Below are 14,777 nucleotides of genomic sequence, written 5' to 3'. Positions count from 1 at the left end.
AAACACGATAAGACAAAAAAACCGCTTGACTAAAGCCTAGCAAGCAGTTTTAACGATTCATCAAACAGAAGACAGAACTATTTAGCAATCGGGTAAACCGATACCTGTTTTTTACTGCGCCCTTTGCGCTCAAAACGTACGACACCTTCAACCTTTGCAAAAAGGGTATCATCTCCTCCGCGGCCGACATTCACTCCCGGATGAATATGAGTGCCGCGCTGACGGTACAGAATTGAACCGCCCTTGACCGTTTGGCCGTCTCCTGCCTTAGCACCCAAACGTTTGCTTTCTGAATCACGTCCATTTGATGTGGAGCCGCCGCCTTTTTTATGAGCAAAAAGCTGCAAATTAGCAAGATTCATTTTTAACATAATGGTATTCCTCTCTTTAAAACTAGTTTTCAAGCACTTTTACAGTCACGAATTCCGATGAATGCTCAGCCAGATTGGCTAAACCCAGAAAAAATGACTCAAATAAAAGCTGAACTTTCTCTTCTTTATCAAAACCAGACGGGAGTGAGATTGCCATATATCCCCCTGTCTGTTCATCTATATCAACATCCGCAGAACAGCCGGCCAGCACTTCGAGTGAATTTACAAAATTTAGAGCCAGACTGCTGACAGATGCACAGACAATATCAAAGCCATAGTCACCGCTTCCGGCATGTCCTTTCAGCACAGCGCCTTCCAAAAGACCCGAACGGCTGCGAGTAAATGTCGCTTCAATCATAATAATTAAGCATTAATAGCTGTGATGAGAACCTTGGTATAAGGCTGACGGTGGCCCTGTTTGCGATGGCTTCCTTTTTTAGGTTTATATTTAAAGGTAACAACTTTCTTTTGTTTGCCTTGCTTCTCAACCTTGCCAAGGACAGTAGCCCCTTCAACGACAGGAGTCCCAACTTTAGTTGTTTCACCGCCGACAAGGACAACCTCATCAAAGGTTACTTCTGCTCCTGCTTCCAGGTCAAGCTTCTCAACATAAACAGCTTGATCCACTTCAACTTTTACTTGCTTACCGCCAGTTTTGATGATTGCATATGTGCTCATCATGCACCTCCTATATTTTTTTGAGGATACTCCTCTTGTGAAGACTCGCCGCAATCGTGAGAAAGTCACTTTCTGCTTAACTAACGATTTCCGAGCGGTTGCACTGGACGTGCATTTAGTCAACATTACTATTCTACCATGCCAAGCAGCATTTTTCAAGAACTTTAGATTTTTATTTTACAGAAAATCCGGCAGCCCTTCTTTATCACAGACTTTTATCTTGACTTTAGCAAAGCCGATAGGCATAACTTCTGCTGCTTACCCCTGCAGTGAGAAAATTTTTTCATTATAATAGGTAGGAATAAGAGTTAAAACAGCAGGTCATATAAGCGCTGTCAAGCCAGCAGCCTGCGCCCTGCTGAACAGACTTAAGACGGCCTTTGAAAGTCTAAGTTTATACCGCACCTTTCTAGTCGTTCTGGCAGAAGGGCGTCTGCGAAATCGAAGATTTCTGGCTTACCGCCATTTTTGCTTTGCTCTTTTAACGGCCTTTGTATCTTGTTTGAACTGAACACGCCCTAAACGCTGCGGGAAAAAGATAGCCTGACCTCGAATCTTCTTGGATTCATCGTCAGTCTCCTATTTTCCTTTTGCGTTTTTAACGGGCTTTGTATCTTGTTGAACTGAACACGCCCTAAACGCTGCGGGAAAAAGATAGCCTGACCTTGAATCTTCCTGGATTGATTGGTCAGTCTCCTATTTTCCTTTTGCGTTTTTAACGGGCTTTGTATCTTGTTTTACTCCCACTGCAGGTTGACTAATTCAGTCATTTCCTGGTAAGCTTGATCCACTTTAGTTTGCATCGTTTCGTCTAATAGATCGCGGTGTCTGCCGCCTTCAATAAAATCTTCTAAAATAAGAACCCGATAATTGAAGTACTCGTAACCTTCACTCCCGTATTCGCCTTTCCCCCATGACCAAACGAGAGTCGGGTGTGCTTTGACTGTTTTAATGACCGTTTGGCTGCCTGTTTTTTCAAAGGTCAGGTCCATCAGCAAGCCGCGTTCGGGCCAAACGTTTTCCATCCGCTCATAGGTCTGATTGGAAATAAAATTTCCCATAGAATAAATGATAAATTTACGATTCCCGTCTTTTTCGACAATCTCCGCTGGTTCAACTACATGAGGGTGGCCGCCTAGAACAACATCTGCTCCCCAGTCAACCATCTTGTGGTAAAGTTTTATCTGTTCATCAGTTGGCTCTAATGCGTATTCTGTTCCCATCTGCGGCATAACAACAGTGATATCAGCTTTTTCTTCCGCTTCTTTGATTTCCTTTTTCATTTCTTTTTCATCAAGATCGGACAGATGCGCTTCATATTCTGCCTCAGTCAAATTGGCCTCCATGCCATTGTAACCGTAAGCATAGCCTAAAATGGCTATTTTGATTCCTTTTACGTCCTTAATAAGGAAATCTTCCTGAGCACGGTTTGTTTTATAAATACCAATGGTGTCTAAGCCCAAACTGTTAAAAACATCAACAGTATTTAGAGCACCGGCCAGCTGAGAATCCAAGATATGATTATGAGCTAAATCGACAACATCGTAGCCTGTGTCTTTCATACAGGCAGCAATTTCCGGCGGCGCATTAAAAAGCGGATAGCCCCCTAAAGGATAGTCGGGGCAGATTGTTCCTTCATAATCGCCAATAGCCAAATCGGCGCCATCGATCCAGTCCTTAACATACTCAAAATAGGGTGTAAAGTCATAACTCCCATCTTCTTGTCTGGCGCTGGTATAAAGAATGTCGTGCAGTAAAATATCACCATTGGCCACTAGGCGGGCAGTCTTTTTTTCTGTTTTTGCATTGTCTTTTTTTACTGGAACATTTCCCAGTAAATCAAATATCGCAGCCAGAAGCAAGCACAGACAGAGTATCAGCAGACAGATTAGACTGGTTTTGCGATAAATAATCCTAAACTTTTTCATAAGAGCCTCCTTATCTGTATTATAACACTCTCATCAGATTTTCAAACAACTTTTATGAAAAAAATAAACAGAACACAGGCTAAGGGCTTCGAGGAAAGATAACCATCTAAGATAAAGCGAACTGGTGCCGATTCCCTATTTTTTTGCTTTTTATTCGGCCTTTATACCCTTATATCAAAAAGTCTGGAGCAGACACTCCAGACTTTTTGCTGCAAAGCGTTCTATCAGCCGATAAACTTTTGATAATCCTGTACTGTTGCCAAGTCTGCACCTTCATACTGTTTTTTCAGCAAAGAAGGAATAATAGGCGGATGGGCTAAAACCTGCAAAAAGACAAAAAGCAGTTCTTCTGCAGTCTGAAAACGGTGATTTGGCGCAATATAGCGATGATTATGAGCCGTCTGGCTGAAGGCAAAGATAATCATCTTATTTTCAAAAGCCCGTCGAAGAGCAGCAGGAACCTCACGGCCGTGGTTAATATCCAAATAAAAATCACAGGCCTGATAGAGCTGGCTGAGCCGGGACTGATCGACACGGGGATAGAGGCGGACATTAGCATACTTCTTATAAGCTAATAACTTACTGGACATCTCTGTTGGGGCAGCAATATGAAAGCTGACTTCCGGGAGGTTGGTAACTAAGGCAGTCAAGTCCTGCAGCTGATCCGAGTAGGTGACAATCAGCACCTGACTGCGGCCCTGGTTTTCCCGCTTAAAAGGGTAGAGAAAGCCTAAGTAGTCTGTTAAAGAAGCCTCTGTTTCGGTTAAGGACTGCTGCAGTTTTTGATAAACAGCTGAGTGCTGGACGGCGATTTTAGTAGAGCGGCTGTTCTGATGAAAAAGTTTCTTCATATTGTCAGACAGGGCCGTCACACTATTTTCCTGCCAGAAGAGGACATCTTCACCCGAATGTTGGAGTGATTGAGCCAGCAAAAACGGATGGCCTAAAGAATTATAAAAGATACGGTCCAAATTAAACTGAGCAGCTTCCAGATAAAAAAGCCAAAATTCCAGTTTATTTTTAAAAATAAAGACTTGCTGCTGATAGTTTAAAATCAGATTGCCGGTAATATAATTTTCAAGCAGCACCTCTTGATTATTCCTGTCAAAATAAGAGCGCAGAACAGGCTGGCCGGATGTATTATAGCTAATCTGAGAAAAGCGAAAACCAACCCGGTTATAACAATCGGTCAGCCGGCGCTCCTTTCTGTCATCCAGCCAGTCCACTTCCTTGATAACACGCTGACTGTCCGTCTGGAAAAAGCGGATACGCCCGCGCTGCCGGCCCAAATCCCAAATACCGGCCTGATTGCGGTCTGTTCTGATCTCCCAGTAAGGGGGAAGGCGCAATTCATTGAAATAAAGGGGCCGGCCGGAAACAGCTGCAAAATCAGTGAAAAACAGATAAGGCGAGGTCACATCATAGGGCAGAAACCCATCATCATTGAGGGCGATGCTGGGCTGTTTGTAGCCAGATACTAGGAGGGAATAATGCAAATCCCAGCTATTTTGATTGTAACTGTCAAATAAATTAATCATTTGCCTGTCACCTCCTCAAGCAATTCCAGCCACTTATGCGCCACTCGTTCTGTCAGAAAGTCTTCAGCCTTGCCATAAGAGGCCTCAGACATGGACTCAAGACTGCCTGACTGAAAAATGTCAATTATCCTTTGACTGAAAGCTTGGCTGAGCAGTCCGTCGTTAAAATCAGAAATCGACAGGAGATAGCCATTCTTTCCTTCTTCAATAAAGGTTTGATTGCCATAAGGAACATCAAAACCAATCAAAGCCAGGCCTGACCCAAGTGCTTCCATGAGTGATAAGCCAAAACCTTCACTTCTTGAAGCTGTCACATAAACCTGATAATTTTGGTAAAGCTCGTCCAAATTTTGATGGCCGCACAAGCGGATAAAATCCTCAGCCTGATTTTCCCGTATGTGCTGCAAAAGCTTTGACTCTTCACTGCCTTGACCATAGATATCAAGACTTAAGTCAGGCAGAGTTTGCCGCGCCTGAACAGTGGCTTCTATCAAAATCTCCAGCTGTTTTTCCGCTACTAAACGCGATGCCGTCACCAGAGAAAAAGGTTTCCTTGGCTCTTTGGGGCTCTTCAGTCGGCTGATACTGCCGACAGGAAGACTGACGAGGCGCGGCCGATAGGGGGTGAACTGCTGAAATTGTTCTGCCAGAACAGACTTTTGCTTTTCTGTCGCTAAAAGAAAAACATCAACCTCACCTGCATGTGAAAAGGGGTATTCATAATGATTGTTCCAAAGAACAGCGGCATCCTTACTCGCCTCCTTGACAAAGTGCTCCGCATGAACAGCAACAGCCAGTTTAGCCGGCTTAACGTAAGGCAGAACCGCAGAGCCGATCCCCAGTGACCGGTCCAAAATGACCATATCCTCTGAACTTAGAGCTAGCGAGCGAATAAAATACGCTATGAATTCCTCTTTTGAATAGCAAATCTGATCGGCAAGACGAAAAATCGATTCGTCGCCGTCAATCAGTTCATCATAAGCCAAGGTTCCATCTTCATTAAAAAAACGGCGCTGATAAAGACAGGCTTTATTATCTTTAGGCGCATAGTACTCTGTAAACATTCTGGTATAGGAGAAAAAATCTTTCCGAATCAGCTTCCCCTGCGAAACATATTCCACACGGTGAACAATATCTGAGCCTTCTTCCTTTAAGTAGGCCGTTAAAAAAACATCTTCCTCTTTGTAAAAAAAACGCACAAAGTTACCATTGCTCAGCTTCTGACTGAGCCTGCCATGGAAAAGCTTTTGTAAATCAGCCAGTGTAAAGGTCGTCGGAGCCAGCTTTTGGTCAGTAAAAAATGTATAGAGCCAGATAACCTCATCACTCTTAAAACCAAGATTAGCTGCCAAATCAGCAATGTTATGCCGCCAAATAAAATCTAAAAAGATAAATTGATGATCGACATTTAACTGAGTCAGAAGCTGATTGCGGTAAGCCTGAGCGTATTCGACACCTGAATTGGCCCAAGTCAGTCCAAAATTAATACTGTAAACAGTCATAGTGTCCCTTTCTTTTGCTTTTTGGAACTGCAAGACAGGATCCAAAAAGCTCCTATAAAAGACTGGTAAGCCATTCATCGACCTCATCACTCTCAGCCTGAGGAGAGACCGTCCTTATTTTAAGGCCTGACAGCGCACCTTCTATCAGTCCTTCAATATCCAGCCGTTTTTCATATTGTTCAACATTTGCTATTTTAGGATGGGTTTTTGGCCGATCCGGTGCAAAAATCGTGCAGCAGTCCTCAAATGGCTGAATAGATAGATTAAAGGTGTCAATCTTTTGTGCCATTTCAATGATTTCAAGCTTATCCATCGTTACAAGCGGCCTAATAACCGGTGTCGTCGTAACAGCATTGATTGCCTGCATAGATTCCAAAGTCTGACTGGCAACCTGACCGAGGCTCTCACCAGTGATGATAACACGGCCTGATCGTTCCTGACGGATACGGTCGGTAATTCTCAGCATAAAACGGCGGGTCACAGTCATCAGGTAAGCTTCCGGCACCTTTTCCTTGATTTCTTCCTGGATTTCAGTGAAGGGGACTTCAATAAACTGGATATCTCCGCCAAATTTGGTTAATTTCCGCGCTAAATCCTGAGCCTTTTTTAACGCCCCCGGACTGGTATAAGGAGGACTGGCAAAATGAACAGCCTCTATCGCCACACCGCGCTTAAGGGCCTGATAGCCGGCAACTGGGGAATCAATTCCTCCTGACAGCATCAGCATCCCTTTGCCCGATGTCCCTACAGGAAGTCCCCCAGCTCCTTTGATATTTTCATAAGACAGATAAGCTGCCTCTTCGCGGATTTCAATCTTCAGATTAATATCAGGCTGCTTCATCTGCACCTGACTATTTGGAAGAACTTCAAAAACAGCTCCTCCCATCACTTGATTGAGCTCTCGGCTGTCCAGTTCAAAATGGTGATCGCTCCGCTTACTGGTAATTTTAAAAGTCTGCCCTTCTTGGTAGATGGACAGCATGAGCTCCTGAACCGCTTTTTTAAGGGCTTCAGTATCCTTTTCAATCCGATAGGAAGGCGAAAAAGCCTGAATTCCGAAAATATCTTTCAGAGCCTCGGCAACCGGCAGATAATCACAGCCGTTGAGATAAACATGAGCCCTGTCACGATCGGCGCTTACTTTGACTTCTGGGAAAACAGACAGCACATGTTTGATATTGTTTTTTAACCGGTTAATGAAAAACATCCGGTTTTTTCCTTTAGTTGACAGTTCGCCGTAGCGAATCATAATTTCTGAATACTGCATCATGATATTATCTAAGACACTTGAACACATTAACCGCAGGTTCTCAGCTTAGAGACAGACTGACCCTGCCTATGGTTTTCTTTGGTCTCTTCCTTTCTTACTTCATTTAACGAACCTTTGCTGTATCAGCATAGATTTGACGAAAAACAGTCAAAAACTGCTCCAGTTCACTCATATTGTTATCATCATCAAGGCTGATTCGGACAGCGGTCTGTGCTGATTTGACAGGAATTCCCATGGCAAGCAGAGTTCCGGCCGGTTTTCCGGTTTTTGAAGAGCAAGCACTGGTCGTAGATATGAAAATGTCGTGTTTTTCAAAAGCATGAACCAAAACTTCTCCCCGAACTCCTTTGATACCAAAGGTTACAATATTGGGAACAGACTGCTCATCTCTGCCCGAAAAAATAAGAACATCGTCATAGTCTGACAGCGCCTCATACAGCAGATCTCTCATTTGTATTAGTCCGGAAACGGCAGCAGCTTGTCTGTCAGCAACCAGCCTCAGAGCTTTTGCTGTTGCTGCAATAGCAGGGAGGTTTTCTGTCGTTGAACGAAGGTCAGACTCCTGACCGCCGCCATTTAAGAGAGGAGTCAGCCGTTTGCCTAATTTTTTATAAAGAATACCGAGCCCCCGCACTCCATGAAACTTATGGCTGGAAAAACTGGCCAAATCAACTCGGTCCGTTAAATAATCACCAACAGGAATCTTGCCGACCGCCTGAACAGCATCCACATGAAAGGTTACAGTCGGTTTATCTGCCAAGAGGCCTGAAATTTCCTGAATCGGCTGAACAGCCCCCATCTCATTATTAACAGCCATCACAGAAACCATAATCGTATCCGGCCTGATAAGATCTGCCAGAGCCTTGAGATCAACAAAGCCTTTGCTGTTCACCGGCGCATAACTGATTGTAAAACCGTGTTCTCCCAGCCATTTAGCCGACTCCTTCACAGCTGGATGCTCGACAGCTGAGATAATGATATGCTTACCATACTGCTCTTTTTCAAAAGCCAGACCTTTAAGCGCCCAGTTATCACTCTCTGTTCCGCCCGATGTAAAAAAGATTTCTTCTGCCTTGACATTGAGCAAGTCCGCAATCTGCCGGCGGCTGGCTTCTAAAACACGCTTAGCCTGATGCCCAAGATAATGAAGGCTGGAAGGGTTGCCGTATATTTTAGCAGCAGCTTCCTGATAAGTTTCCAAAACATCCGGATAAGGCTGCGTTGTCGCTGCGTTATCAAAATAAATCATTTCCTGACCTCTTTATATTTTCAATGATTTCATTATATCATAAGTCTAAATACTTCTTTATGATTTATTCCCATCTTTTTTTAGCATTTTTCAAGATAAAATCGTATAATAGGTAGTGGAGCTCAAAAAGGCTGATACAGACTGGACAAAACTAGACAGAATCACAGCCCTTAAGCTTAAAATTTTATCTTGTGAATTGAACACGCCCTAAACGCTGCGGGAAAAAGATGTGGCTAAGTTTAGAATTGTTTTCAAGTTAGTTAGCCGTAAACGACTGAAAGCTTTGTCGCCTTAACAGTCGACCGCACCTTTCTAGTCGTTCTGGCAAAGGTGCGCCTGCGAAATCAAAGATTTCTGACTTACCGCCATTTTTGCTTTGCTCTTTTAACGGGCTTTGTATCTTAATGAATTGAACACGCCCTAAAATCCTAGTGAAAAAGATGGCTGTCAGCGTGATGCCAGCATCACTTGCCATCCCCTATTTTCATACGGATTTTTAGACGGCCTTTGTATCTTAGTATAAGGAGGACTGTATGTCTCAAAATTATTCCCGTCGTAAGAAACCTAGTAAAACCACATCCGCTACCCCTAAAAAACACATCAAATCCGGCTTTTCTGCTTTGCAAAAAACAATCGCTTTAATCGGTAGTATTTTAAGTATTATCGTGGCAAGTATTACAATCAACAATTACTTAAACGGTGTCAGTTCAAAAGATAAAGACACTACCTCGACAACGACTGTTATTATTTCCGGAGATAATGGCAGCAATACCGATACATCACAGGGATCAGCGGCTAACGGTGGTTATGATTCTAATGCCAATAATAACCAAGTTTACGGCAACGACAGTTCAGCAGATCAGCAATATCAGGCACCATCTTCAGCTTCCGATGCTTCATCTGCAGCTGATACCGATACTCCTGCTTCAGCTGCAACCGATACTGTTGAGTAAAAAGCAGCAGAAACTTACTTTAGTGATAAAAGGCAAAGACGAAGCTCTTAGCTTTATTTTCTATTATATGGTATAAGGAATCTATGAAAAAATATTTTAACAAAACATTTTTAACTCAAGCCATTCAAAATGAAATTATTAAATACCTTTTCTTTGGTGTCCTGACTACTGTTTTTTACATGACAGTTCGGATTCTTATTTTTACAGTTTATCCCAGCGGGCTGGTGTCCACCTCGCTGGCTAACATCCTTGCTGTCATCTTTGCTTTTGTTACCAATGATTTTTTCGTCTTCGACCAAGAGCGAAGAGGCTGGTTCAGCCGTTTTCTAAAATTCGCTCTGGCCCGGCTCTTTACTTATTTTTTAGATGTTTTTCTAGCCTATGTCTTTGTCGATACTTTCCCCCATATTATCGGCCGATTTGTACACAACAACTTAGCCTGGGTTAATGCCATTGAGACATTTATCAGCCAAATACTCATCATGGTAACCAACTATCTTTTCAGCAAGCTCTTTATTTTTAAAAATAAAAAATCGTAATGAGCTGCAGCAGGAATTTCTCAACGGCTGGTATGGGCATTGCAAAATTATCGCTGTCAAACAGGTCGGCCGTCCGACAGGCAGATTAAAGTCATATAAAAAGAAAAAGCAGCTAAACGGCTGCCTTTTTTATGTCTTTATTTTTCAAAGGAAATCCCGCACTGCTGGCAGCTCTTTCGGCCTGTCACAGATGACAGCTCAGCTTCCCACTCATAACGGCAGCTCTCACAGCGAAAACGCCCCTTGCTCTTATCAGACTGTAACCCAAGAAAAGCCACATGGGCGATACTGAATTCCAAGCGCCGCTTGAGCATACTTAACGCTTCAGCCTGCTGACGCTCCTTCTTCTGCTGCTCCTGCAGCTCCTCTACAGCCTGATTGTAAGCAGTGGTTTCTTCTGTTCTAGCCTCCTCTAACTCATCTTCTTTCTGACGAATCTTACGCAGCAGCTGGTCACGCTCATCTTCTAATGCCCCTATCGTATGGCTTGGCATAGCCTCAGGCAGATCACGGCATTGCCCTAGCAGCCAGTTAGCCAGATTCTCTGTCCGCTTAGAGGCCTCCTGCTGCATATCCTCGCAGCGCCAAACAGCTTCGTCTATGGCTTTGACCCGCTCCAAATGTTCCTGTGTCAATTGCTCTTCTTTATCTGTCATCTCTTCCTCCCCTTTTAAGCTCGTATCAAGCTGCTAAAGTCTACCTGAGGCCATTCGGCCAGATAGACCGCTGCACTGTCGGCTGCCTGACCCGTAAAACAATCCGCCAGCTCAGAAGCTATTGTCCCCTGCGCTAAAGTCTGCAGTTCAGAAGCTTTCGTCTCTAAGCAGCTCTGTAAATCAAACGATTGGCTCTCCCATTCGCCTTGCTTTGCCGACAAAGCCCCCTGAATGGCCAAACGCTCCTGCACTTTCTTAGTCTCCTTGGCCGCTTGGACAAGCATGTCTAAATCAGCCGTTACTCCCATCCCCATAAGAACCCCACCTTCTATGCTTCAGTTACAATGCCCTTTATGCACCTCTGTCTGCCTACTTCTTGTTAGTTGAAAACAAAGCTGCCCCTTCCTGATCGGTCGCTATTAGATTGTCTGCCGCTGCTTCCAGCTTATCCGCAAAAGCCATCATCCTGTTTTGGTAGGCATCAGCTTCTGCTAAATTTTGGGCCTCTGCCTGACTGTCCCATAAATTCTCCATAGTGTAAGGGCTCAGCAGTTCGGCCACTTCACTATCCGTCAGTTCTTCTGCTATTTGGTACATAGCCTGACGCGTCGCCGTGATGTCTGCCTGCAGAGCTTCTTTTGCCTGAGCAATCTCATCTTTAATCTCTTGAACTTTAAGCTCGGCCTGCAGCCTAGCTTTCTCAGCAACTGCCCGCAACAGCTCCTCCCGCAAGCTGATTCGCTTAGACCCTGTCGCTGTTTTCAGCTGACTTCTCAGGTCTTTGACTGTCTTCTTATAAGAGGTCAGAAGCTCGGCTTTGGTCGGTTCAACCGCAAAGTCGCCGTAGGTCATAACATATCTCAGCAGATAAAGCCGGTAATCGGTGCTGTTAAACCAAGTGCTGGGGTCTTTAATATCCCAGTTTTTCGCGGCTTCTTTAGCCTTCTTTCTGGCCACCTTAATCACCTGCTCCTTGGTCATGCCGGAAGCAAACTGGCCGTGCTTGACATACCAGTCTATATCCAGACCATTCCCCTTGATACGGGGAAAAGCCGTGTCATGGTCGGAAATAGGGTCCCCTGTACCTTCAACAATATATTTCTTGCCATAAGGAATGTCCCCATGATTTTTCCCATCCAGATAGGTCACATCTCTGGTCGAATCCATATAAATGGTGGCGTGCTGATCCAGCCAAGCCTTCTCCTCAGCGGTTATGCCTTTAGGATTAGCCTTAGAATAGAGAGCGCTGCTGGCTGCCCAGTCCATGAAGTTGGTGATCTTGGGAACCTGATGCTCTGCGGCCACTTTAGCAACTGCCGGACCCGACTGGCTGAAACCGGACATGTTGGAAATGGTCCCACCGCCATGGTCTTTTTCCAGTTTGGCAGCTGTGCTATCATAAAAATCGGAGATATCGTCCACCTGCGGGGTCATCCCGCTTCTAGCTTCAATCGCATTTTTAGTGGATTCAGTGAAACCAGGTTGGGTCCCCGCCACAACAATAGCCGTTTGGCTGTAGTCGGTCGTGCCATCAACAACCGGGGCTACAGCAATGGCCTCAGTCGTTCCGTCTTGAGTGTTGACAATTTCATATTCCTGATTGCCTACACTGTCTTTTGCTCCAATTGTATAAGAATTCCAACTTTTAATTACTGCTTGTAAATCTTGAATTTGAAGGTCTGTCAATGCCATTGTGTGTAATCCCCTTCCCTTATTTCCAAGTTATAAACGATTTCAATATCCGGACTGCCTTCTGATGATTTTTCAACAGCTTCCAATTGATGCTTTTCTACTAAGGCTGCCACATTTTTATCCATCAGAGAATTCGATTTTAATTTAGCAAAATCGGGAAGTGTCTTATATCCTGATACATCATAAACCTTATCCGCATCAAAATCTTTCAGCTCAATAACTTCTTCTCCAGCACTATCAATAGATAAAACCGGACCGTTCCCAGTCCCATAATTACCATAACCTTGCTGTCCTATCATTCTACCAAGGTACGCTTTATTTCCTTCTTCATCATAAATCACTGGCACGACATTGACTGTTCGCATCGTAAAGCGTCCGTCTCCATCTACAAAAATCGGTGAAAACTCGATTTTACTGACACCGGAATAGTTCTCTTTAATATAAGTGGCGATTTGTTCTTCATAAAGTCTGAAACCATGTTTATAAAGCTGATTCACTTTTTCTCTTGCCATATAGCGATTATACCCCCAAATTCCTGTAATGGCGATGAGAACAGCAGCCAGCAGTCCCCAAAACACTTTTACCGGTCTGCTCAACCCTTTCTTTTTAGCCATAACCTGCTCCTTGTTCCTTGTGGATAATTCGTTTTAATTTTCATTAGTATAGCATAGCAGTTTCAAAAAAGCAAGTGACCTTTGTCATTATTTTTATGTCCCTGCCACAACGATAGCCGTTTGGCTGTAATCTACTTGACCATCTGAATAAACCGGAGCTACTGCTAAGGCCTGAGTTGTCTCATCTATACTGTTAACCACTTGGTAATACTCATTGGTTTTAGGGATTCTAAATGTTGTTCCCTCTTTGAGTGAGACATTTTCCTTAATAACAGTTTGTAAATTTTGTATCTTTTTATCTGTCAATGTCATATTTAAGTATCCCCTTCTTAAATGTTACATTATAACGGACCTCAGCCGACGGACTGCCCTGAGCCGATTTTTCAATCCCTTTCAGCTTTCCTATATTTACTAGGGCTTCGATATTGCTGTCAATATCTTCATTGTCTGTCCATTTCGTATCCTTTGGCAGGCTGTCTCCGTAAGTCACTTCGACATAATCTCCGGACTGGTTAGCCAGCTCTATCATCTCTGTCCCATAAATATCCCAGTCTATCCGCAGATAATTGAGAAGCCCATATCTGGAATGAGCGAAATGATTTATCTGACTTCCAAACTGTGCCTCATTCCCTTCTTTATCGTAAATGATAGGAACTGTATAAGCCGTCCTAACCGTAAAACGGTCATCACCGTCTATATAAATCGGTGAAAACTCGATTTTACTGACACCGGAATAATTCTCTTTAATATAAGTAGCTATCTGTTCCTCCAGCAACTGAAAGCCGTGCTGGTAAAGCTGTTCAACCTTTTTCTTTTGCATATAACGATTATACCCCCAAATTCCTGTGACGGCGATGAGAACAGCAGCCAGCAGTCCCCAAAACACTTTAGCCGGTCTGCTTAAACCTTTCTTTTTAGACATTGAAATCTCCTTACTATTCACTTAAGTCAGCTGTTGAATGATAAATTAGTCAGGTTATTTAAAAAACTTTGTTTAATCGGCTTTCAGAAAAATTGTTATTTTAATGACCAGCCGCCGTCAGCTTTGACAATCTCTCCCTGCATGGACTGTGCTTTTCCTGAAGCCAAAAAAAGCGTCAATTCAGCAATCTCAGACGGAACCGTCCACCGTCCGATAGGGGTTTCAGCGGCTACCCAATCAGCAGAACCGCCGGCCTTAAAATCATCTGCTGTCATTGCCGTCTTTACGGCACCCGGCGCAATTCCAAATACCTGAATATTGTCTTTGGCGTAATCCAAAGCCAGCTGCCGGGTTAGACCAGCCAGTGCATGCTTGGCGCTGGTATAGGCTGCACCGCCTCCTCCAGCTAAAAAGCTGGCAATAGAGCACATATTGATAATAATACCCGCTTTTTTCTCAATCATTTTGGGCAAATAATGGCGGATAAGCTGTACTGCGGCCCAAAAATCAGTGCGGAAAACCAGCTCAAAGTCAGTTTCTGAAAGATTAAGAAGAGGCTGATAACCGTCAAGGATACCTGCTGTATTGCACAGAATATCCACCTCAGTTGCAAAATCATAGAGGGCACTTAAATCTTCCGTCAAATCAAGCTGCATAAAGTGAAACTTGCCCTCTAAGTCAGGGGCAGCCCCTTTATCCACACCGTATACCTTACAGCCCTTCTCTAAAAAGAGGCGGGCCTGTGCCAGACCGATACCAGACGAAACACCGGTTATAAGAACTGTTTTAACCATAAATCTACTCCTGTTTTTCAGTCAGACAATAAAGATTGGTATTTTCTGTTCACTAAATAAATCCTTACTGC

Annotated in this window: 18 protein-coding genes and 1 other annotated feature; of the genes, 2 read left to right on the top strand and 16 right to left on the bottom strand. The window is 43.8% G+C overall.

Annotated elements, in window-relative coordinates; all coding sequences use genetic code 11:
- Positions 1-77: 77 nt before the first annotated feature.
- The 9 genes from rpmA to A0O21_RS01915 form a co-directional block, all read right to left on the bottom strand.
- The gene (gene rpmA / locus A0O21_RS01955) at positions 78-371 is read right to left on the bottom strand and encodes a 50S ribosomal protein L27 (protein WP_067060512.1); all 294 of its coding nucleotides are present in this window, start codon (positions 369-371) and stop codon (positions 78-80) included.
- Positions 372-393: 22 nt separating this feature from the next.
- The gene (locus A0O21_RS01950; RefSeq protein WP_067060510.1) at positions 394-729 is read right to left on the bottom strand and encodes a ribosomal-processing cysteine protease Prp; all 336 of its coding nucleotides are present in this window, start codon (positions 727-729) and stop codon (positions 394-396) included.
- Between the two features lie 5 nt (positions 730-734).
- Entirely contained in the window at positions 735-1,049 is a 315-nt protein-coding gene (gene rplU / locus A0O21_RS01945) for a 50S ribosomal protein L21 (protein WP_067060508.1), read from the bottom strand.
- A gap of 31 nt (positions 1,050-1,080) precedes the next feature.
- Positions 1,081-1,159 (bottom strand) — a sequence feature (ribosomal protein L21 leader region).
- A gap of 627 nt (positions 1,160-1,786) precedes the next feature.
- Positions 1,787-2,977, bottom strand: coding sequence for a CapA family protein (locus A0O21_RS01940; RefSeq protein ID WP_067060505.1), 1,191 nt, complete (start codon positions 2,975-2,977; stop codon positions 1,787-1,789).
- A 224-nt stretch (positions 2,978-3,201) separates the two neighbouring features.
- A complete protein-coding gene (gene gtfB / locus A0O21_RS01935) occupies positions 3,202-4,515 on the bottom strand; it encodes an accessory Sec system glycosylation chaperone GtfB (RefSeq protein ID WP_067060503.1) in 1,314 nt (437 codons plus the stop codon).
- Entirely contained in the window at positions 4,512-6,017 is a 1,506-nt protein-coding gene (gene gtfA / locus A0O21_RS01930) for an accessory Sec system glycosyltransferase GtfA (protein WP_067065028.1), read from the bottom strand. The genes gtfB and gtfA overlap by 4 nt, the downstream gene beginning before the upstream one ends.
- 52 nt (positions 6,018-6,069) lie before the next feature.
- Entirely contained in the window at positions 6,070-7,284 is a 1,215-nt protein-coding gene (gene thiI / locus A0O21_RS01925; RefSeq protein ID WP_067065026.1) for a tRNA uracil 4-sulfurtransferase ThiI, read from the bottom strand.
- Positions 7,285-7,390: 106 nt separating this feature from the next.
- Positions 7,391-8,536, bottom strand: coding sequence for a cysteine desulfurase family protein (locus A0O21_RS01920; protein ID WP_067060501.1), 1,146 nt, complete (start codon positions 8,534-8,536; stop codon positions 7,391-7,393).
- Between the two features lie 256 nt (positions 8,537-8,792).
- On the bottom strand, positions 8,793-9,011 hold the full coding sequence (locus A0O21_RS01915; RefSeq protein WP_067060499.1) for a hypothetical protein: 219 nt from the start codon (positions 9,009-9,011) through the stop codon (positions 8,793-8,795).
- A gap of 58 nt (positions 9,012-9,069) precedes the next feature.
- On the opposite strand from A0O21_RS01915, the gene A0O21_RS01910 reads away from it, so the two are divergent.
- Positions 9,070-9,489 carry a DUF6556 family protein gene (locus A0O21_RS01910; RefSeq protein ID WP_067060497.1) on the top strand — a complete coding sequence of 140 codons (420 nt, stop codon included), beginning with the start codon at positions 9,070-9,072 and terminating at the stop codon, positions 9,487-9,489.
- A gap of 83 nt (positions 9,490-9,572) precedes the next feature.
- A complete protein-coding gene (locus A0O21_RS01905; RefSeq protein ID WP_067060495.1) occupies positions 9,573-10,028 on the top strand; it encodes a GtrA family protein in 456 nt (151 codons plus the stop codon).
- A 137-nt stretch (positions 10,029-10,165) separates the two neighbouring features.
- Here A0O21_RS01905 and A0O21_RS01900 read toward each other — a convergent pair whose 3' ends face one another.
- From A0O21_RS01900 to A0O21_RS01870, 7 genes are all read right to left on the bottom strand, one after another.
- Entirely contained in the window at positions 10,166-10,684 is a 519-nt protein-coding gene (locus A0O21_RS01900; protein WP_067060493.1) for a hypothetical protein, read from the bottom strand.
- 14 nt (positions 10,685-10,698) lie between these two features.
- Complete coding sequence (locus A0O21_RS01895) at positions 10,699-10,998, bottom strand: hypothetical protein (protein WP_067060491.1); 300 nt, start codon at positions 10,996-10,998, stop codon at positions 10,699-10,701.
- A 55-nt stretch (positions 10,999-11,053) separates the two neighbouring features.
- Complete coding sequence (locus A0O21_RS01890; RefSeq protein ID WP_067060489.1) at positions 11,054-12,376, bottom strand: hypothetical protein; 1,323 nt, start codon at positions 12,374-12,376, stop codon at positions 11,054-11,056.
- Positions 12,367-12,990, bottom strand: a complete 624-nt coding sequence (locus tag A0O21_RS01885; protein WP_067060487.1) for a hypothetical protein — start codon at positions 12,988-12,990, stop codon at positions 12,367-12,369. The genes A0O21_RS01890 and A0O21_RS01885 overlap by 10 nt, the downstream gene beginning before the upstream one ends.
- 93 nt (positions 12,991-13,083) lie before the next feature.
- Positions 13,084-13,302, bottom strand: coding sequence for a hypothetical protein (locus A0O21_RS01880; protein ID WP_067060485.1), 219 nt, complete (start codon positions 13,300-13,302; stop codon positions 13,084-13,086).
- A complete protein-coding gene (locus A0O21_RS01875) occupies positions 13,286-13,912 on the bottom strand; it encodes a hypothetical protein (RefSeq protein ID WP_067060483.1) in 627 nt (208 codons plus the stop codon). The genes A0O21_RS01880 and A0O21_RS01875 overlap by 17 nt, the downstream gene beginning before the upstream one ends.
- Before the next feature lie 95 nt (positions 13,913-14,007).
- A complete protein-coding gene (locus tag A0O21_RS01870) occupies positions 14,008-14,706 on the bottom strand; it encodes a 3-oxoacyl-ACP reductase (protein WP_067060481.1) in 699 nt (232 codons plus the stop codon).
- Positions 14,707-14,777: the final 71 nt, after the last annotated feature.

The sequence above is a fragment of the Streptococcus pantholopis genome (genome assembly GCF_001642085.1).
Lineage (GTDB): Bacteria > Bacillota > Bacilli > Lactobacillales > Streptococcaceae > Streptococcus > Streptococcus pantholopis.
This window is presented reverse-complemented; position numbering and strand designations above follow the sequence as displayed.

Excerpts from the sequence above, each read along its gene's own strand:
- A0O21_RS01940 (WP_067060505.1), bottom strand. The coding sequence starts at position 2,977 with ATGAAAAAGTTTAGGATTATTTATCGCAAAACCAGTCTAATCTGTCTG.
- A0O21_RS01885 (WP_067060487.1), bottom strand. The coding sequence starts at position 12,990 with ATGGCTAAAAAGAAAGGGTTGAGCAGACCGGTAAAAGTGTTTTGGGGA.
- rpmA (WP_067060512.1), bottom strand. The coding sequence starts at position 371 with ATGTTAAAAATGAATCTTGCTAATTTGCAGCTTTTTGCTCATAAAAAA.
- A0O21_RS01875 (WP_067060483.1), bottom strand. The coding sequence starts at position 13,912 with ATGTCTAAAAAGAAAGGTTTAAGCAGACCGGCTAAAGTGTTTTGGGGA.
- A0O21_RS01950 (WP_067060510.1), bottom strand. The coding sequence starts at position 729 with ATGATTGAAGCGACATTTACTCGCAGCCGTTCGGGTCTTTTGGAAGGC.
- A0O21_RS01870 (WP_067060481.1), bottom strand. The coding sequence starts at position 14,706 with ATGGTTAAAACAGTTCTTATAACCGGTGTTTCGTCTGGTATCGGTCTG.
- A0O21_RS01895 (WP_067060491.1), bottom strand. The coding sequence starts at position 10,998 with ATGGGGATGGGAGTAACGGCTGATTTAGACATGCTTGTCCAAGCGGCC.
- gtfB (WP_067060503.1), bottom strand. The coding sequence starts at position 4,515 with ATGATTAATTTATTTGACAGTTACAATCAAAATAGCTGGGATTTGCAT.
- A0O21_RS01890 (WP_067060489.1), bottom strand. The coding sequence starts at position 12,376 with ATGGCATTGACAGACCTTCAAATTCAAGATTTACAAGCAGTAATTAAA.
- A0O21_RS01920 (WP_067060501.1), bottom strand. The coding sequence starts at position 8,536 with ATGATTTATTTTGATAACGCAGCGACAACGCAGCCTTATCCGGATGTT.
- A0O21_RS01910 (WP_067060497.1), top strand. The coding sequence starts at position 9,070 with ATGTCTCAAAATTATTCCCGTCGTAAGAAACCTAGTAAAACCACATCC.
- gtfA (WP_067065028.1), bottom strand. The coding sequence starts at position 6,017 with ATGACTGTTTACAGTATTAATTTTGGACTGACTTGGGCCAATTCAGGT.
- A0O21_RS01900 (WP_067060493.1), bottom strand. The coding sequence starts at position 10,684 with ATGACAGATAAAGAAGAGCAATTGACACAGGAACATTTGGAGCGGGTC.
- thiI (WP_067065026.1), bottom strand. The coding sequence starts at position 7,284 with ATGCAGTATTCAGAAATTATGATTCGCTACGGCGAACTGTCAACTAAA.
- A0O21_RS01915 (WP_067060499.1), bottom strand. The coding sequence starts at position 9,011 with ATGGCAAGTGATGCTGGCATCACGCTGACAGCCATCTTTTTCACTAGG.
- A0O21_RS01880 (WP_067060485.1), bottom strand. The coding sequence starts at position 13,302 with ATGACATTGACAGATAAAAAGATACAAAATTTACAAACTGTTATTAAG.
- rplU (WP_067060508.1), bottom strand. The coding sequence starts at position 1,049 with ATGAGCACATATGCAATCATCAAAACTGGCGGTAAGCAAGTAAAAGTT.
- A0O21_RS01905 (WP_067060495.1), top strand. The coding sequence starts at position 9,573 with ATGAAAAAATATTTTAACAAAACATTTTTAACTCAAGCCATTCAAAAT.